The 19,901-nt window shown below is 30.9% G+C and carries 9 protein-coding genes, 8 tRNA genes, 2 rRNA genes and 1 pseudogene; 18 read left to right on the top strand and 2 right to left on the bottom strand.

Going from position 1 to position 19,901, the window contains the following annotated elements; all coding sequences use genetic code 4:
• The first annotated feature begins 143 nt into the window (after window positions 1-143).
• From EXC58_RS01545 to EXC58_RS01510, 8 genes are all read left to right on the top strand, one after another.
• Window positions 144-950 carry a TIGR00282 family metallophosphoesterase gene (locus EXC58_RS01545; RefSeq protein ID WP_129725296.1) on the top strand — a complete coding sequence of 269 codons (807 nt, stop codon included), beginning with the start codon at window positions 144-146 and terminating at the stop codon, window positions 948-950.
• 136 nt (window positions 951-1,086) lie between these two features.
• Window positions 1,087-2,593: ribosomal RNA gene (locus EXC58_RS01540) — 16S ribosomal RNA — on the top strand.
• Between the two features lie 298 nt (window positions 2,594-2,891).
• Window positions 2,892-5,782 (top strand): 23S ribosomal RNA (locus EXC58_RS01535).
• Together the 16S and 23S rRNA genes form the textbook arrangement of a ribosomal RNA operon.
• Window positions 5,783-5,963: 181 nt before the next feature.
• On the top strand, window positions 5,964-6,875 hold the full coding sequence (locus EXC58_RS01530; protein WP_129725295.1) for a hypothetical protein: 912 nt from the start codon (window positions 5,964-5,966) through the stop codon (window positions 6,873-6,875).
• Between the two features lie 187 nt (window positions 6,876-7,062).
• Window positions 7,063-8,451 (top strand): hypothetical protein, encoded by a 1,389-nt coding sequence (locus tag EXC58_RS01525; protein ID WP_129725294.1) that lies wholly within the window; start codon window positions 7,063-7,065, stop codon window positions 8,449-8,451.
• A 229-nt stretch (window positions 8,452-8,680) separates the two neighbouring features.
• Window positions 8,681-10,048: a hypothetical protein gene (locus EXC58_RS01520; RefSeq protein WP_129725293.1), complete on the top strand. Its 1,368-nt coding sequence runs from the start codon at window positions 8,681-8,683 to the stop codon at window positions 10,046-10,048.
• Window positions 10,049-10,467: 419 nt separating this feature from the next.
• Window positions 10,468-12,528, top strand: a complete 2,061-nt coding sequence (locus EXC58_RS01515; RefSeq protein ID WP_129725292.1) for a S8 family serine peptidase — start codon at window positions 10,468-10,470, stop codon at window positions 12,526-12,528.
• Window positions 12,512-13,930, top strand: coding sequence for a hypothetical protein (locus EXC58_RS01510; protein ID WP_129725291.1), 1,419 nt, complete (start codon window positions 12,512-12,514; stop codon window positions 13,928-13,930). The genes EXC58_RS01515 and EXC58_RS01510 overlap by 17 nt, the downstream gene beginning before the upstream one ends.
• 55 nt (window positions 13,931-13,985) lie before the next feature.
• Here the strand turns inward: EXC58_RS01510 and EXC58_RS01505 are convergent.
• Window positions 13,986-15,337, bottom strand: a pseudogene (locus tag EXC58_RS01505) (IS3 family transposase).
• Between the two features lie 420 nt (window positions 15,338-15,757).
• On the opposite strand from EXC58_RS01505, the gene EXC58_RS01500 reads away from it, so the two are divergent.
• On the top strand, window positions 15,758-17,167 hold the full coding sequence (locus EXC58_RS01500) for a hypothetical protein (RefSeq protein WP_129725290.1): 1,410 nt from the start codon (window positions 15,758-15,760) through the stop codon (window positions 17,165-17,167).
• Between the two features lie 343 nt (window positions 17,168-17,510).
• Here the strand turns inward: EXC58_RS01500 and EXC58_RS01495 are convergent, their stop codons facing one another.
• On the bottom strand, window positions 17,511-18,140 hold the full coding sequence (locus EXC58_RS01495; protein ID WP_220096554.1) for a DUF6037 family protein: 630 nt from the start codon (window positions 18,138-18,140) through the stop codon (window positions 17,511-17,513).
• 451 nt (window positions 18,141-18,591) lie between these two features.
• On the opposite strand from EXC58_RS01495, the gene EXC58_RS01490 reads away from it, so the two are divergent.
• From EXC58_RS01490 to EXC58_RS01450, 9 genes are all read left to right on the top strand, one after another.
• A tRNA-Pro gene (locus EXC58_RS01490) sits at window positions 18,592-18,668 on the top strand.
• Window positions 18,669-18,675: 7 nt separating this feature from the next.
• Window positions 18,676-18,752 (top strand) — tRNA-Ala (locus EXC58_RS01485).
• A gap of 7 nt (window positions 18,753-18,759) precedes the next feature.
• Window positions 18,760-18,836 (top strand) — tRNA-Met (locus EXC58_RS01480).
• A gap of 21 nt (window positions 18,837-18,857) precedes the next feature.
• Window positions 18,858-18,933: transfer RNA gene (locus EXC58_RS01475), tRNA-Ile, on the top strand.
• Window positions 18,934-18,936: 3 nt separating this feature from the next.
• Window positions 18,937-19,029: transfer RNA gene (locus EXC58_RS01470), tRNA-Ser, on the top strand.
• A 29-nt stretch (window positions 19,030-19,058) separates the two neighbouring features.
• Window positions 19,059-19,134: transfer RNA gene (locus EXC58_RS01465), tRNA-Met, on the top strand.
• A 4-nt stretch (window positions 19,135-19,138) separates the two neighbouring features.
• A tRNA-Asp gene (locus EXC58_RS01460) sits at window positions 19,139-19,214 on the top strand.
• Between the two features lie 6 nt (window positions 19,215-19,220).
• Window positions 19,221-19,296: transfer RNA gene (locus EXC58_RS01455), tRNA-Phe, on the top strand.
• Between the two features lie 101 nt (window positions 19,297-19,397).
• Window positions 19,398-19,886, top strand: a complete 489-nt coding sequence (locus tag EXC58_RS01450; RefSeq protein WP_129725288.1) for a hypothetical protein — start codon at window positions 19,398-19,400, stop codon at window positions 19,884-19,886.
• Window positions 19,887-19,901: the final 15 nt, after the last annotated feature.

The raw sequence follows: 19,901 nt of genomic DNA, 5'->3' as shown, positions 1-19,901 counted from the left end.
TACAAAAAACTGATACATAATTTGTATCAGTTTTTCTTTACAAATAATTCAATATAAAAGATACTTTTTATCTGATAAAGTGTTTAAACAATTTCTCATTATTAGTTTTAAATAAAAACTTATGTTTTATAATTATTTTAACTATGGCACAACTTAAAATTTTATTTTTTGGTGATATTTTTGGCAAACGAGGATTACAAACCCTTGAAGCAACACTTCCTAAGTTAAGGGAACAATATCAGCCTGATTTTATTATTGCTCAAGGAGAAAATGTTTCAGGGCGTAAAGGGTTAACTTATAATGATTATCTCAAATTAAAGAGTTTAGGTGTTAATGTCATTACTATGGGCAATCACGTTTGAGCTAAAGATGATATTGCAACTTTTATTAATAATAGTAACATTATTAGACCTTTAAATGTTGAAGATATTTATCCAGGTGTTGGAGCAAAGGTCTTTGAAGTCAATAAGCAGAAGTTGTTGGTTATCTCACTAATGGGAATTAGCTTTAATCCATTGCTATCTCCATGAAAACAAGATGTTGCTAATAACTTTTTTGATGCTTTTGATTATGTTATTCAAAAGTATGAGCATGATTTTGTTTTTGTAGATTTTCACGGAGAAACTACCAGCGAAAAAAATGTTTTTGGACTGTATGCAGATGGAACTGCTGATGCAATCTGTGGAACGCACACCCATGTGCAAACTTCTGATGGTCGAACTTTGCCAAAGGGAACTTTATTTATTACCGATGTGGGTATGACTGGTCCGCAAGATTGTGCCATTGGAGCTAGTTATGAACCAGTATATAATAAGATGCGTTTTAATACCAAGCAACGCTTTGAAGTTAGTGATAATCCTACCCAATTAAATGCGGTTTTACTAATTTTAAATACTAATAAACAAGATAATCAAATTATTACCATTAACCAAAGAGATGTATTAGCTTAAAGCTAATTTTTTTAATTTTTTTAAAATAAATTTTTAATAAATTCTTTTGAAAAAAATTTTTATTAGTATAATTAGAAAGCTAACAACTCAAAAAGTTCTTTGAAAACTAGATATATAACAATACATGACAGTCAATTTTTTCGAGAGTTTGATCCTGGCTCAGGATGAACGCTGGCTGTGTGCCTAATACATGCATGTCGAGCGGAGTTTATTTATAAACTTAGCGGCGAATGGGTGAGTAACACGTACTTAACGTACCCTTTAGATTGGAATAACGCTGAGAAATTAGCGCTAATGCCGGATATTTATTACCAACGCATGTTGATAATATCAAAGAAGCGTTTGCTTCACTAAAGGATCGGGGTGCGGAACATTAGCTAGTTGGTAAGGTAAAAGCTTACCAAGGCGATGATGTTTAGCGGGGTTGAGAGACTGAACCGCCACACTGGGACTGAGATACGGCCCAGACTCCTACGGGAGGCAGCAGTAGGGAATTTTCCACAATGAGCGAAAGCTTGATGGAGCGACACAGCGTGCAGGAGGACGGCCTTCGGGTTGTAAACTGCTGTTATAAGGGAAGAAAAAGTAGTGTAGGAAATGACATTACCTTGACGGTACCTTGTCAGAAAGCAACGGCTAACTATGTGCCAGCAGCCGCGGTAATACATAGGTTGCAAGCGTTATCCGGAATTATTGGGCGTAAAGCGTCTGTAGGTTGTTTATTAAGTCTGGCGTCAAAACTTGGGGCTCAACCCCAAATCGCGTTGGATACTGATAAACTAGAGTTATTTAGAGGTTAATGGAATTCCTTGTGAAGCGGTGGAATGCGTAGATATAAGGAAGAACACCAACATGGCGAAGGCAATTAACTGGGAATACACTGACACTGAGAGACGAAAGCGTGGGGAGCAAACAGGATTAGATACCCTGGTAGTCCACGCCGTAAACGATGATGATTAGCTGATGGACACCATCGGCGCAGCTAACGCATTAAATCATCCGCCTGAGTAGTATGCTCGCAAGAGTGAAACTTAAAGGAATTGACGGGGATCCGCACAAGCGGTGGAGCATGTGGTTTAATTTGAAGATACGCGTAGAACCTTACCCACTCTTGACATCTTCTGCAAAGCTATAGAGATATAGTGGAGGTTAACAGAATGACAGATGGTGCATGGTTGTCGTCAGCTCGTGTCGTGAGATGTTCGGTTAAGTCCTGCAACGAGCGCAACCCTTGTCCTTAGTTAAATGTTCTAAGGAGACTGCCTAGGTAACTGGGAGGAAGGTGGGGACGACGTCAAATCATCATGCCTCTTACGAGTGGGGCAACACACGTGCTACAATGGATAGTACAAAGAGAAGCAAGATGGCAACATGGAGCAAATCTCAAAAAACTATTCTCAGTTCGGATTGAAGTCTGCAACTCGACTTCATGAAGTCGGAATCGCTAGTAATCGTAGATCAGCTACGCTACGGTGAATACGTTCTCGGGTCTTGTACACACCGCCCGTCAAACCACGGGAGCTGGTAATGCCCGAAGTCGGTTTTGTTAACTACGGAAACAACCGCCTAAGGCAGGACTGGTGACTGGGGTTAAGTCGTAACAAGGTATCCCTACGAGAACGTGGGGATGGATCACCTCCTTTCTACGGAGTACATAAAAACATCTAAATTAGATGTTTAATTTACCTTAAAGACTATTTTTTAAAAATCAGTCATGTAGCTTGTTGAATAGTCCAAGTGATATATATCTAGTTTTGAGAGAACTTTAATCTCTCAAATATGTTCTTTGAAAACTGAATAGTAAAGATATTTAATTAATATAACAACGACATCAAATAAAACAATTAGTCAATTTGTTTTGTGATACCGAGTTATAAATTATTAGTAATAATAGTTTATTAAAATGTCTTTGAATACATCAACAATAGGAAAATACATAACTTTTAAATAAGTAAGAGTTTGTGGTGGATGCCTTGGGTCTGGAAGTCGATGAAGGACGTGATTACCTGCGAAAAGCCTCGTGGAGCTGGATATACGCTACGATACGGGGATGTCCGAATGGGGAAACCTAGTTAGAGGAAAGTCTAACTGCTTAGCGATGAATCTATAGTCGCTATAGACGAGAGACGTTGTGAACTGAAACATCTTAGTAGCAACAGGAAAAGAAAATAAATAATGATTCCATCAGTAGCGGCGAGCGAAAGTGGAATAGCCCAAACCAACATATGTTGGGGTTGTAGGACTATCTACATGAAGTTACAAAATTTTGTCATAGCAAAATTAGTTGGGAAACTAAAGCATAGAGGGTGATACTCCCGTATGCGAAATGGCAAAATCTTCTGATAGCATCCTGAGTAGGGCGGGGCACGTGAAACCCTGTCTGAACCAGCCGGGACCATCCGGTAAGGCTAAATACTAACCAGACACCGATAGTGAACTAGTACCGTGAGGGAAAGGTGAAAAGAACCCCGGGAGGGGAGTGAAAGAGATTCTGAAACCACTTACTTACAATTAGTCAGAGCCCGTTAATGGGTGATGGCGTACATCTTGCAGTATGGACCGGCGAGTTATGTTATCATGCGAGGTTAAGTGGAAAAAAGCGGAGCCGTAGAGAAATCGAGTCTAAATAGGGCGACATTAGTATGATGACATATACCCGAAACCAGGTGATCTATTCATGAGCAGACTGAAGCTTGGTTAATCCCAAGTGGAGGGTCGAACCGTAGTACGCTGAAAAGTGCCCGGATGACTTGTGAATAGCGGAGAAATTCCAATCGAACTTGGAGATAGCTGGTTCTCCTCGAAATAGCTTTAGGGCTAGCGTGTGATGTTAAACTTTGGTGGTAGAGCACTGAATATGGAATGGCCGCGCCTAGCGGTACTGACTATAATCAAACTCCGAATACCATTGTGTATTATCATGCAGTCGGAACCGGGGTGCTAACGTCCCGGCTCGCGAGGGCAACAACCCAGATCGTCGGCTAAGGTCCCAAAATTGTGTTAAGTCAGAAAGGTTGTGGGGTTTCATAAACAACTAGGAGGTTGGCTTAGAAGCAGCCATCCTTTAAAGAGTGCGTAATAGCTCACTAGTCAAGAGACCCTGCGCCAATAATGTAACGGGAGTAAACACAATACCGAAGCCACGGGTACATTTATGTACGTTAGAGGAGCGTTCTAAACGCAGTGAAGTCAGATCGTGAGAACTGGTGGAGCATTTAGAAGTGAGAATGCCGGTATGAGTAACGATTTGTAGTGAGAATCTACAACGCCTATTGGGAAAGGTTTCCTGGGCAAGGTTCGTCCACCCAGGGTTAGTCAGGACCTAAGGAGAGGCTGAAAAGCGTATCCGATGGACAACAGGTTAATATTCCTGTACTATCAATAATAAGTGATGGAGTAACGGAGAAGGATAGCACTACCTATTAATGGATTTAGGGGTAAGCTTTTACTGGTGAACATAGTTAAATGCGTGTTCTATAACTGGGAGAAGCGATGCATAGGCTTTAATGTCAAATTGTGTGATTTCATGCTTCCAAGAAAAGCTTCTAAGCGTTATAACATTATTGGTACCTGTACCAAGAACGGACACACGTTCCCAAGATGAGTATTCTAAGGCGAGCGAGAAAACTAGTGTTAAGGAACTCTGCAAAATGACCCCGTAAGTTCGCAAGAAGGGGTGCCTATATTCATAGGCCACAGTAAATTGTGAGGGGCAACTGTTTATCAAAAACACAGCTCTCTGCTAAACCGCAAGGTGAAGTATAGGGGGTGAAGCCTGCCCAGTGCCCGAAGGTTAAGCGGATGCGTTAGCTTATTAGCGAAGCGTTGAAGTGAAGCCCGGGTGAACGGCGGCCGTAACTATAACGGTCCTAAGGTAGCGAAATTCCTTGTCGGCTAAATACTGACCTGCACGAAAGGCGCAATGATCTCTCAACTGTCTCAACACTAGACTCGGTGAAATTATGGTCCCAGTGAAAACGCTGGGTACCCGCATCAAGACGAAAAGACCCCATGGAGCTTTACTACAACTTCGTATTGGAACTTGGCCTAACATGTGTAGGATAGGTGGGAGACGGTGAGATTAAGGCGCTAGCCTTGATGGAGTCATCCTTGAAATACCACCCTTGGTATGTTGAGTTTCTAACCTGCTACCTTTATCAGGTAGGGGGACAGTGCGTGGTGGGTAGTTTGACTGGGGCGGTCGCCTCCTAAAAGGTAACGGAGGCGTTCAAAGGTACACTCAATATGGTCAGAAACCATATGTAGAGCGCAAAGGTAGAAGTGTGCTTGACTGCGAGACCTACAAGTCGAGCAGGTGCGAAAGCAGGACTTAGTGATCCGGCTGTATGTTATGGAACAGCAGTCGCTCAACGGATAAAAGTTACCCTGGGGATAACAGGCTTATCTTGCCCAAGAGATCACATCGACGGCAAGGTTTGGCACCTCGATGTCGGCTCATCGCATCCTGGAGCTGGAGTTGGTTCCAAGGGTTTGGCTGTTCGCCAATTAAAGCGGTACGCGAGCTGGGTTCAGAACGTCGTGAGACAGTTCGGTCCCTATCTGATGTGGGCGTTGGAATATTGATGAGAGCTGCTCTTAGTACGAGAGGACCGGAGTGGACGTACCGCTGGTGTTCCAGTTGTTTTGCCAAAAGCATAGCTGGGTAGCTAAGTACGGAAAGGATAACCGCTGAAAGCATCTAAGTGGGAAGCCTCCTCAAAGATAAGTATTCCCTTGAAATTCCTTATAGACTATGAGGTTGATAGGATGGAAGTGTAAGTGTAGTAATACATTCAGCTGACCATTACTAATAAATTGATCGGTTTAAAAGTTAAGATGTATTTAAAACATTTTAATAAATTATTATTTTAGAAATTACTATTCAGTTTTCAGAGTGCATAGTAGTACCGCTAAGGTACTTTTTTATGCTTTTTGTAACTTAAAACCTAATTATTGTGAAAAAATGTGGAAACAAATCCACTTTTAATTACTTATCTATATAATTAGCGTACTATGAAAACTAAAAACATATTTAAACACTTAGGGATTTTAGCATCTCCTGCTATTTTAGTAATAACTGGGATATCTTGCTCTATTTCTGAAAAAGAACCTGATGATGGTAAAGTTTCGCAAGATTTAAGTGACCAAAAACCAAAAGGTCCATCTCAACCAAATCAAAGTCAAACAAGTGATTCAACAACTAATACTTCAGGGATAAAAATAGCACCTGAAAATAGCAATTCTAAAGATATTAAAAAAGAAAAAGAAATTGATAATTCTGCTAAAGATTTAAAAACATCTCCTCTTTTAAAATTAGAACCTGCTTCAAAAATTCAAAAAAACGATAATCCAAAACTTTCTGAAGATTCTAAAAAAGAAACTCCAAAAGTTAATAACGCAGTAAAATCAGAGAAAAATAAACAAAAACCACCAATAAAACCACAAAATAATGCACCAAAATCTACATCTTCTGCTACTAATCAAACTCAAACAAAACCTAAAGAAAATAAAAATTCAAAACCTAATAAAGCTACTATTTCAAATCAAAATCCAGTTTCTACAACACCTAAACCCAAAAAACCCGTTGGCAAAATATATGAAAATATTACAGTTAATTTAGAGGGAGAAACATTTCGTTCTAAAGTCACTGAAGAACCAATTATTGAATCTGTTGAAACAGTTGAACAATTATATAAAAAATGAGCTGTAGTTAATAATGAAGTAACTTTTGTTAAAGCCGAGGTTTTTTATGATAGTAAAAGAAAAATGGCAGACATTGTTAAATTTGAACAAAAAGATGGAAAAATGAAATTTTATGCTAAATTTACAGAAACAGAAAAAAATAGATTAAGTCTTGAACAAGTATATGATTTTGGACAGGGAGATTACTTTATAAAAACTGAATTTAAAATTAGAAAACAGTAATAATTAATAGCAAAAAAATAACATAATGATATAAAACCTTAAGTTTACATTTTCAGTTTCTACTTTTGGGGTTATATCATTTTAATTTTGCTATAATTAAACCAATTAAGAGGTTTATTTTATTTTTCTGACAAAAATTTATTCAATTATTTAACAATTGAGTATCTGAAAAAAGGAGAATTTACATATGGCACTAAAAACAAAGTTATTAAAAACTCTTTTAGTTAGTTTTTCTGTACCATTATTACCAATAATAACTGCATCTTGCTCATTAAGTAGAGAAGATTATTTAAAAAATTTAGATGAAAAAGAAGTTTATTTTACAAATTTACTTAGAATTAAACAAGATGAACAGGGAATAAAAAGCAATAATAGTATTATCTTTGATCAATTTGGCAAAAGCTTATCTTCATCAAAAGAAAGACTTTCTTATCGTTTTCTAGATGGACCTTATACATGGATATATTCAAAAGAAAGTTTTTTCAATAAAATTACTAAAAAAATTAATTCATTATATGAAGAATTTAAACTCCCTAAAACTCTATCTGATGAAGAAATTAAAAAAATCTTTGAAAATGATTTTTTAGGTGGACAAGGCCTTAATGTTGTTTTGAGAAAAAATGATATTTTAATTTTAGAATCAATTAATGATCATTCTCCTATTGCTTTAGATTACGCTATCAAAGAAGAGAAAGAAAATCGTGTAAATATTTTAGCAATTAATCCATCTAAAAGAAAACAAGAAGAAAAATTTATTGGAGCATTTCCAATTTCGTATTTAAAAAACGTTTTTAGTGTTATTTTACTTCCTAAAGACAAAATATTTGAATTCAAAAGAACAATTACTGATGAAAATAATCAAATATTAAGCGATTTATATAGTCAATATCCTTATAAACCAGAAAACTTTTATGACTGATTTCATGAAGGGACTTTAATTGATCAAAGAATTAAAAGAATACAAAAGAAACAAAGAATTTTTAATAAAGAAAGGTTCATTCTTAAAAATTTAACTGACGATTACATCAGTAAATTACCTTTAGATTCTAAAACCGATTCTAAACTACATATTATTAAAGACCCTGATGATTTTATTGAATTTCTTGTAGCTCCTTTTCAAAAAGATGTTCCGGATAAGGATAATATTTTACATGAAGATTCAATTACTAAGGATTTTAGATCAATCTTTTCAGGTCGCCCAACTTTAAAGGAAATATTTGAAAAATATGACATTGTTATACAACGATTTATCAAAAAACCAAATAAACCATCAAATAGGCCAGCTAAATTAGTTAAAATGCCAAGTTCTACTGGAACGCAAATAGACTTAGCTTTTATTGATGAAAGAAAACTTAATTTTGATTTTGAATCTCACGATGACAAATGAAATGATTCTTTTTCTGAAAAACCAAGAATTTTTTATCAGGGACTGTTAGTTCCAAAAGGTTCGCAGGTCAAAATACATGGCGAGTTAAGCTTTAAAGAAACCAGTGATTTTTTATTAGCTAGCAAGCCGTTATATCAAGTAGAAAAAGTTGATGATTTTGAAATCGATGGCGAAGTTGAAGAAAAATAATATACAAAGGAATAAATTTAAATGACCATTTAAATTTATTCAGTTAGTGTTTTAATTTTTTTAAATACTCAATGCATCCACTTATTTTTTACAAGGATAATTAAACACATTTTCTGATAATAATTACAAGAACTAATTTTCATAGTGATGTAAAAATCGTAAAAAAGAATATGATTAAAAATTAAAGCTTTTATAATTGAATTTACAAAAAATAAAGGAGTGTTTACCTATGTCATTAAAATCAAAGTTATTTAAAAATATTTTAGTTGGTTTTTCTACACCCTTATTGCCGCTAATAACTGTATCTTGTACGCTAGGTAGAGAAACAAATAAAGGAAATTACTCAGAATATGCTGATGATAAAATACCTTATTTTATAAATTTACTTAGACTTAAACAAGATGAACAAGGAATAAAAACCAATAATAGTATTATTTTTGATCAATTCATTGGCCATTCAGACTTAAAACAAAAAGAAAAAGAATTTAATCATTTCATAGAAGATTTTAAAGTATTAATAAAATCAAAACAAGATTTTTCAAATTATATTACTAAAAAAATTAATTTATTTTACCAAAAACTCCAAATCCCTAAAACTCTATCTGATGCAGAAATTCAAAAAATCTTTGAAACTGATTTTTTAAACGGACAAAACATTGATGATATTTTGAAAAATAATAACATTTTAGTTTTAGAATCAACTGACGATCGCTCTCCTATTGGTTTAAAATATGCTATCAAAGAAGAAAAAGAAGATCATATAAACATTTGGGTAATTAATCCATCCCAAATTGATCATAAAGGTGGTCTTCATGCAATTCCTCATTTACTTGATTTACCTGAAAAAAGCGTTTTTAATGTTATTATAGTACCTAAAGAAAAAAGAATTGAATTTAAAGAAACAATCACTGATGATAACAACCAATTATTTAGCGATTTATATAATCAATATGCTCACAAACCAGAAAATTTTTATGATTGATTTCATGAAAGATCTGAAATTTCAGAAATAATCATGAAGATACAAAACAAGCAAGGAATTTTTAATAAAGAAAATTTCATTTTAAAAGATTTAACTAATGATTCACTAAGTGAATTACCTTTAGTTTCTAAGGTAAATATCATAAAAAATGCTAATGAGTTTAATGAATTTGTTATTGTTCCAATTCAAAAAGTTGCTCAAAAATTAAACCATCCTTTAACTATTGATAAAATTACTAATGATTTTGAAAAAAATTATTTAAATGCTCAAAAATTAAATGAAGTACTAAAAACACACGATATTGTCGTGCAACGATTAATTCAAAAAGCAAATAAACCATCAAATAGACCAGCTAAATTAATTAAAATGCTAAATTCTACGGCATCGCAAATAAACTTAGCTTTTATTGATGAAAGGGAATTTAATTTTAATTTTAAAGTTTCAGATGATACATGAAAGGGTCCTTTAGCTCAAAAACCAAGGATTTTTTATCAAGGTCTTTTAGTTCCAAAAGGTTCTCAAGTTAAAATTAATAGTAAATTAAACTTTAAAGAAACTAACGACTTTTTATTAGCTAACAAGTCGTTATATGAAGACAAAAAACCTGTTGAATAATAAAAATAGTGAAGAAAAATCAGAACTATGAAAAGTTCTGATTTTATTTTTATTTATTTAGTTATCTCACACTACATTTAACATTATTTTTGCTAAAAAATAACAGATATAACAGATTCCTTAAGTGAATTTATTATATAAATTTAAATATACCGTTTTATAGAGAAAATTAAACACGCTTTTCTTTTGATAATTACAAAACATCAAACCATATAGCATAGAATTTAGATTTTTTTATTTAAAAAATATTAAAGCAATTTGACAACCTAATAAAAGAGTATAATTTTTATATAGATTTAAAACAAAAGTAAATTTAATAGCTTTTGCTAAGTATTTTGCCTTTAAATGTATATAAATAAAAGCTTTTAATCAATATAGAGCTTTTATCATTAATTTTTTCGAAATATGTGTGGTATAAAATGAAAATCAAAATAAAAGTAAAATTCTTACTTACTACAACAGGTCTTTTATCTGCAGGAGTTGTTGTTTCAGGTATAGGAGTTTATGCAAATAAACAAGGCACTCAAAAACAGTGATATGATAGTATCAAAAATGAAAAATTTGAAGTTAGAGAATCCTTTTCTCAAAATAAATCTATCAATTCAAGAGCTATAGACAGCAATAATGACTTTGAATTAAAGTTACTTTTAAATCACAAATATGATAATTTAAATGAGTTATCAAATTCAGCTTATATCGAACACCAAAATCTAGATTTTGTAAATTTAGTTAAGCAAGAGAAAGTAAAATTTAAAGAGTTTATAATCAGTAAAGAAACACCAATTGTGTGGTTTTATTTTAATAATGAAAAAGATAGAGAACATTTTGTCAAAAAATTACAAGCAAAAGAAAATATTTTTAAATTCATTGTATATAAAAATAACTTTTTTAATACCTCAAAAGAACTAAATTATTCTACTCCGTATGAAAATAATTTTGGTTACAATACAGATGATGATTTAACTCAATATGACATTTTAAATAAAGATGATGTTTTTAGAACAGTTAATTTCACCAAACAAAAAGAATGGGACATAAATTCAAGTGATGTTTATCCATATTCAGTAGGAGTTTTAGAAGCTTATGGAAGATTTTTTTCATCTAAAACTAATAATTTTAAGTACAATGGAGAAGAAGTTTTACACAATTATACAGGGTCTGAATATAAGAAACACAAAGATCATGGAACTTTTGTTTCTTCTGTTGCAAGCGGAGATGAAGGGATTGATACTCACTCAAAACTTTATTTTTCTCAGTTTGATAAAAATGGTTTATGGCAAACAAGATTAGAAGAACTCATCAAAGATAAAAATGTTAAAATTATCAATCATAGCTATGGAGCTACAAACGATTGAGAAAGAAGATTTTATTTAGAAGAAAGTTATATAGTTGATTATCTTTCAAGAAAATATGGAGTTGTTAATGTTTTTGCTTCGGGAAATGAAAACAATAACACAGAAGACTTTAAAGATAACAATGAACATGGTTGAATTAATTGATATGCATTATCATATAATTCTATTGTTGTTGGGGCTCTTGATGATGTATATAGAAATGATGTCAGAGATGACAAATTAGCTTATTATTCAAATTATAAACTCGATAAATCAGAAAGTGGGTTAGCTAAACCTTTTATAGCTGCTCCCGGTAGTTATAAATTTAAAAAAACTGGAAATACAATTCGACATGGCACAAGTTATGCCGCACCTGTTATTACTGGTCTTACCTCAACGCTTTTGAGAATTAAATCATCATTAGATAATGAAGAAAATTACAGAGTACCTTCAATTAAAAGTATTTTAAGTGCTTCTGCAGTTTCTACTAACGATACAACACAAACAAAGAAACGAAACGGTTTTAGTGATAAATATGGAGCTGGGATTCCTGATTTTGAAAAAATGAAAGAAGCAGCTAATAATTTGAAAACATTTAGTGTAGATTTTAATGATAAAAAAGATGAAATAGTTGAAGAATCTGAAAGATTTCAGGTTTCTTCTGGTCAAACTATAAAAGCTTCACTTTCTTGAATGTTTAATGCCGGATTGCTTATAAATGATGAGAACATTCCTACGAATTATAATTATAATGCAAATAGATGATGACTTTTTAACCATATCGGTGGTGTTAGAGCCAATGTTGTTGAAAAAGATAGATTAAATAGATTAAATGCAGAAAAAAGAGAAACTAATAATTGATACGACACACATCTTAATGCTCAATGATTAAAAAACAAAGAAGCTTTAAAGAGACAACAAGAATTAAAATTTTCTGATTATGATTTATATTTACAAAAATATAAGAGAGATGAAGGTTGAGTAACTGTTGAACGATCGGATTCATGAAGCTCTAATGACGAACTATTAGAATATAAAGTTCCTGAAAATGGTGAATATAGAATTATTGTTAAAAAATATAAGTCAGCTTTATTTAACAATTCAGTACCTGATATAGGAGCATTTACATATGTCATTAAAAATTAAGCTATTTAAAACTCTTTTATTTAGTTTTTCTGCACCATTGTTATCGATAATAACAACTTCTTGTTCATTAAGCATAAAAATCCCTAAAAATGATCAAACACTAGGAGATTCATTGCTTGAAAGAGGAAAAGACATAACTCCTCCAAATGCTCAAGATAACAATCAGCTAGATAAAGGACCTTATTTTATAAATTTACTTAGACTTAAACAAGAAGAACAAGGAATAAAAATTAATAATAGTATTATCTTTGATCAATTTAGCGATAGTTTATATAAAATAAATCAATACCATTTTCGTTTCTTAAAAGATGGTCATGCATTAATAACTTCAAAAGAGGATTTTTCAAAATATATTACTAATAAAATCAATTCATTGTATCAAATTAAAGAACTCGAACTTCCTAAAACTCTTTCTGATTTAAAAATTCAAAAAATTTTTGAAAATGATTTTTTAAACGGGCAAAGTATTGATAGTATCTTGAGGCAAAATAATATTCTAATTTTAGAATCATCTAACGATCGCTCTCCTATTTATTTAGACTATTTTCTCAAAGATGAGAAAAAAGACCATATAAATATTCAAGTAATTGACCCAACTAAAATTGATGATTACGATAGCGTTTATCTTAGAGTTATACAAACCTATATTGATTCTCCAAAAAGTGTTTTTAGTGTCATTGTAGTTCCTAAAGGAAAAAGAATCGAATTTAAAAGAACAACCCAAAATGAAAACATTCAATTAACAAGTGAATTATCACGCCAGTATCATTACAAACCACAAAACTTTTATAACTGATTTTATGAAGGATCTGAAGTTTCGCAAAGAATCAAAAAGATACAAAACAAACAGGGAATTTTTAATAAAGAAAATTTCATTTTAAAAGATTTAACTAATGAATCTGTGAGTGAATTACCTTTAGATTCTAAGGTAAATATCATAAAAAACTCTAATGAGTTTAATGAATTTATTATTAATCCAATTCAAAAATTAGACCATTCTTTAGCTATTAACGAAATTACTAATGATTTTGAGGTAAATTATTTAAATAGCCAAAAATTAAATGAAGTACTAAAAACACACGATATTGTTGTGCAACAATTAATTCAAAAACCAAATAAACCGTCAAATAGACCAACTAAATTAATCAAAATGCCAAGTTCTAATTCATCACAAATAGACTTAGCTTTTATTGATGATAGAGAGCTTAATTTTAATTTCATTTCCTCATATGACACATGAAATGATTCTTTAGTTCAAAAACCAAGAATTTTTTATCAAGGTCTTTTAGTACCAAAAGGTTCTCAAGTTAAAATGCATGGTAAATTAAACTTTAAAGAAACTAACGATTTTTTATTAGCTAACAAGTCGTTATATCAAGTTAAAAAATCTGCTGAACAATAATAAAAAATGACAAAGAAAAATCAAATGATATGAACCCCAAAAGTTAGACAAAAAATTATTGAAGGAACTTAGTTCTGTATTGGACAGGGCTAAGTTCCTTTTAATTTAACTTTAATTCTTTTGTTATTGTAGTAATCAATGTAATTGATAATAGCTTTTTCTAATTGTTCAAGCGATTTAAAAGTATGTTCCTTGCCATAAAGCATTTCTGTTTTTAAAACTCCAAAAAATGATTCCATCATCCCATTATCTGGACTATTACCTTTTCGGGACATTGAAGCTTTTATCTCTTTAAAATTTAAAAATTTGTGATAACTATTATGTTGATATTGTCAACCTTGATCACTGTGTAAAATTGTTCCACTATATTTAGCTTTTGTGAAAGCCTTTTTAAGCATTTTTTCAACTTGCAATAAATTTGGGGAGCGAGATATAGTAAAACTGATAATTTCGCTATTATAACCATCTAAAATAGCTGACAAATAAAGTTTTTGAGAATGACTAGGTAAAGCAAATTCGGTAATGTCAGTGTAACATTTTTGCAATGGTTTTTTAGAATAAAAATCTCGATTAATAAGGTTTGGAGCTTTTTCACCCACTTCGCCTTTGTATGATTTATATTTTTTACGCTTACAATTTCCGCCAATTAAATTTAGCAAATTCATAAGTCTTTTTACTTTTTTATGATTTACCAAATATCCACGATTTTTGAGTTCTAAAGTAATACGACGATATCCATAACTGCCTCTATGTTCATTATATATAGATATAATTTCGTCTTTAAAATTTTTATTTTTATCAGCTGAATTGATTTTTTAAGATGATAATAATAAGTTGAACGTGATAGTTGAGCAATTTTTAATAAAATTTTTAATGAGAATCCTTCGTCGACCATTTCTTTAACTTTTTGGCTTTTATATTCTGTAAGTCTTTTTGATCCAACGGGATCCCTTTTAACTTTTTTAGGAAAATCACCTCAGTTCTAAGATATTCGTTCTCTTTTTCAAGTCGTTCAAGTGGTGTTAATTTTTCTCAAGTTTTCTTTGGTTTACGTCCCATTTTTGATGGCCTTCCTTTTTTCTTTTCAACAATAGTATACCCATTTTTCTTGTATTGAATAATTCAATTTGAAAGAATCCCTCAATTAGGTAATCCACATTGAAGTGAAATTTCTCTTGTAGAATGTCCTCTAAGAAGAACTTGATTAATCATTTCTAATTTTAGTTGTGGAGAATAATATTGATTTTTAGTCTTTTTAACAATTTCAATCCCGTGAAGATTTATCAGTGCGACAATATAATTTATAATTGCACGATTTACTCTAAATTTTATTGTTAAAGATTTTTCAGTAAATTCTTTTTTACGTAATTGATATATTTTGATTTTGTCTTCGTAACTTAATTTCATAAAAATGAACCCCTTAATTTTGGATTTTATTGTCCAACTTTAGGGGTTCATATCATTTTTTATTGTTGCTATAAATTAATTTTAAATTAATCATAAAGACCAAATAGGTAAATTTATTGTTTACATTTGAGCTAATCATTGCAAAATTTAGCAATTAATAACATACTTTAAATAATTAATAAGTAAAAAGTTTACATTTTTTAAAAATGAAACTTTAAAAATAATATAATTTTTATATATTCATAAACAAAGAGTTAATTTAATCATATTTTCTCTATTTAATATTTGTTCTTTTTTAAATGTTTTACCGTTTTTTACTTTTTTTATTTTTTGTGAATATGCGAATATATGAGTAAAAGTTTTCAATAACTAATTGTTCTTTTATCAATAAGTTTTTCAAAATATAAGGAGTATTTACATATGTCATTAAAAACTAAGTTATTTAAAACTATTTTAGTCGGTTTTTCAGGAGTGTTGTTAACGATAGTAAGTACATCTTGTTCACTAAAACCGTTAACTGAAGAAAATTATTTAGAAACTGTAGAATATAAAGCACCTTATTTTACGAATTTAATTAGACTCAAACAACAAGAACAAGGAATAAAAGTTAATAGTAGCATTATTTTTGATCAATTTAGTCTCGAATTATCAGAATATTTTTTAAATAAAAATGAACCTCGCCATTCTAATTTCCTAGAAGATTTTCAAGCACTGATAACTTCAAAAGAAGATTTTTCACATTATATTACTAGCAAAATTAATTCAATATATGAAAAACTGAAACTTCCTAAAACTCTTTCAGATGAAGAAATTCAAAAAATCTTTGAAAATGATTTTCTAAATGGACAAAATCTGAATGATGTTTTAGAAAAAAATAATATTTGAATTTTAGAATCAGTTGACGATCGCTCCTTTGTTAGTTTAAATTATGTTCTTAAAGAAGAAGAAAAAGATCATATAAATATTAAAGTAATCCAACCCTTTGAGATTAATGACAAAGGTCTTTATAAAACAACTACAGATATTAAACCTCAAAAAAGTGTTTTTAATGTCATTGTATTTCCAAAATACAAACAACTTAATTTTAGAAAAACAACCAAAGATGAAAACAATCAATTATTAATTAGTTTATATAACCAGTATCATTATAAAGAAAAAGACTTCTTTACTCAAAATTATCAATTGAATTCGATTGATTTTTTAATTAATAATATTCAAAGAAAACAAGGATTTTTTAATACCAAAAATTTAATTCTAAAAAATAAAATTGATACTTATATAAGTGAATTACCTCTAGATTCTAAAGCCGATTCTAAAGTAAAAATCATCAAAAACTATGGTGAATTTGTTAAATATGTCATGGCTCCTTTTCAAATAAATAATTTAGAAAAAGACTTTAATTTAAATCAAGATAAGGTAATTAAGAATTTTGAAACAAATTATTTAAATGGTCAAAATTTAAATGAATTATTCAAAAAATATAACCTTGTAGTGCAACGAACAATACACAGACCAAACACACCATTAAATAATCCGGCTAAGTTAGTAAAAATGCCAAATCCTAATTCATCTCAAATAAACTTAGCTCTTATTGATGATAAAGAATTTGATTTTAATTTTAATCGAGGTCATGCTGACTTAGACCTAACTCCAAAACGTATATGATGAGATTTTTTAGATAAAAAAACAATAGTTTTTTATCAAGGTCTTTTAGTTCCAAAAGACTCTGAAGTAAAAATTCATGGTAAATTAAAATTCAAAGAAACCAACGTTTTTTTATTGGCTAACAATCCGTTATATCAAAAAACAAAACCTGTTGAATCACAATAAAAATAATGAAGAAAAATCAGAACTGACAAAAGTTCTGATTTTAATTCTTATTTCTTTAATTATCTAAAGATAATAATGTTAATTTTAATATTATGCTTATAAACAAAATAATTATATGAATTTTTATTCAAACTTAAAGCATTGATTAAAAATTAAGAAGATCAATAAGTAAAACAGTTATTAATACATTATTTTTATAGGTGAATAAAATTTCTAGGAAAGAGAATGTATTTTTCTTTAAGTAATTGGATTATTACTAATTTATAATTTTATTCATTTTTTATTTTAATTAAATATGTCAAAACAATCAAGAAAGTTTTCTTCATTTTTGTACTTGATTGTTTTAAGTACTATTTTTTGCTCTTTTTGCAAAGTTTGTTATTATTTCCTCGTTACCTTTTTCGCGTTCTTTTTTGCATGAAAAAAGAAAGCTTATAGTTGAGTCACCTTTAAACTTTTCATATAATTCTCTTCTTAAAATTTCTGCTTTTCATGAATTATACGAATTTCTTGCTCTACCTTTGGGATTTCTATATAACCCATAGCAATAGATACAATTAATATCTTTTGATTTATCAGGGTATCTTGATAATATTTTAGCTCTTTTTTCGACTTTTGTAGTTTTTCTATTGATCTTATTGGGTATTTGTTTGGCAAATTCTTTTGTAAATTCTTTTAAAAAATCCTCTAAATTACTTTGATAGTAAACATTGAAAAATTTTCTTATTTCTATAATTTTAGCTTTATTAGCTATTAATTTTGCTGGGTTTGCTTTACAAATTAGTTTTTTAGATAAATTATTAGTATTAAAAAACTCTAATTTAACTAAAGCATACTGAACTTGCTTTTTTATACCATTCACAAATTTATTAAGCAAAAGAACATATTCATCGTTATTGTATTTGAAAAGAAAGCTTGTAATTGATCATATTAATTTTCACAATTCCGAATATAATATATTCAATTTTTTCATATTAAAATTACAATAGAGCTAACTTGTTAGCAATAATCAAATTTTATGCAATAAAATTTAGAAAATTTTTTATTCAAAAAACATTTAGTTAATTTCCTAATATATCAAAATAGTATAAACTAAATATAGTTTCAAAACAAAAGTTGATATTAATGATATTTACTTTACTCATTATTTTGTTTGTAAATGTGATATGGAATCCTTAATTTTGGATTTTTTGTCTAACTTTTGGAGTTAATATCAAAACCAAAACATGAGTTTTAATGTTGGAAATTATAAACCAACATAAAGAAACTCATATTTTTAAATGAAATTAGAAAGAATAAAAAGATATTTTTTCTTTTATGTTATAATTTCATAACAAGCTGACATACATAATAATTTTGTTAAAAATATTTTGTAAAATACAATTTTTAGATATAATAAATATGCACTTATTAAGTGAATAAGTGGAGAAGTAGCTCAGCTTGGCAGAGCGCTACGTTTGGGACGTAGTGGTCGCAGGTTCAAATCCTGTCTTCTTCACCATTTTTATGGGGGGTTAGCTCATTTGGCTAGAGCGCCTGCCTTGCACGCAGGAGGTGGTGGGTTCGAATCCCATACTCTCCACCATTTTTATGGCACTGTAGCTCAGTTGGTTAGAGCATCCGGTTCATACCCGGAAGGTCAAGAGTTCGACTCTCTTCGGTGCTACCAAAATAACCAACTCGGTCTTTTGGACCTATAGCTCAATGGTTAGAGCAACCGGCTCATAACCGGTCGGTTACAGGTTCGAGTCCTGTTGGGTCCACCAAGTGGGTGATTACCCAAGTCTGGCTGAAGGGACTAGTCTTGAAAACTAGCAGGGGCTTCACGGCCCGCGGGGGTTCGAATCCCTCATCACCCGCCATTAAAAAAAGTTCTTTATAAATTTATTATAGCGGAGTGGAGCAGTTGGTAGCTCGTCGGGCTCATAACCCGAAGGCCACAGGTTCGAGTCCTGTCTCCGCAACCAATACGGTCCAGTGGTAAAGTGGTTAATACGCCTCCCTGTCACGGAGGAGAACGCGGGTTCGATCCCCGTCTGGACCGCCATTTTATGGCCCTGTAGCTCAGTTGGTAGAGCAACAGATTGAAGCTCTGTGTGTCGCTGGTTCGATTCCTGCCGGGGCCACCATAAAAAATCCTCTTTTTTGCTTGCTATTAACTAGTAAATAAAAAAGAGGATTTTTCTTTTTTAGTATAATTTAAAATAAAATTAATAAATAAGGGAGGAAAATGACAAAAAATTGAAAAAAACTACTATTTTTTAATAGTACAATTATTCCAATTTCCTCGCTTATTTTAGTTTCATGTACTCAAAACAAACGAATTGAAATTGAAGAGCAAATTGCCAAAGCATTACAAAATGATCCATATGCTCAAATTCGACCATTAATTTATACGCCAAGCAAAGATCTAAATTTGAATAATTACACCGCTGAAACACTTGATTGCTTAGGATTTATCCAAGGTAATAACTTTACTGATAAGCAAGGAAATACTTATCATTCAAAGATTATTTCGGTAGTGCAAAATGTTTTAAGTGATAGTGCCGAAATTAAAACGATTTGAACTAAGAATGGATTGCCAGAAATAATTAATTATCCAAAAACTTTTTACATCGAAGGTTTTAAACCTATTCCAATTCAACATACGCATTATGTTCGTACTGAACAAATTCAAAACTCACCAACAGAGTGTTTAAATAAATATAATGGAAAGTAGGAGATTTTTCTTATG

Origin of the sequence: Mycoplasmopsis citelli (assembly GCF_900660645.1) — a bacterium.
In the GTDB taxonomy this organism is placed as follows: domain Bacteria; phylum Bacillota_I; class Bacilli_A; order Mycoplasmatales; family Metamycoplasmataceae; genus Mycoplasmopsis; species Mycoplasmopsis citelli.
This window is presented reverse-complemented; position numbering and strand designations above follow the sequence as displayed.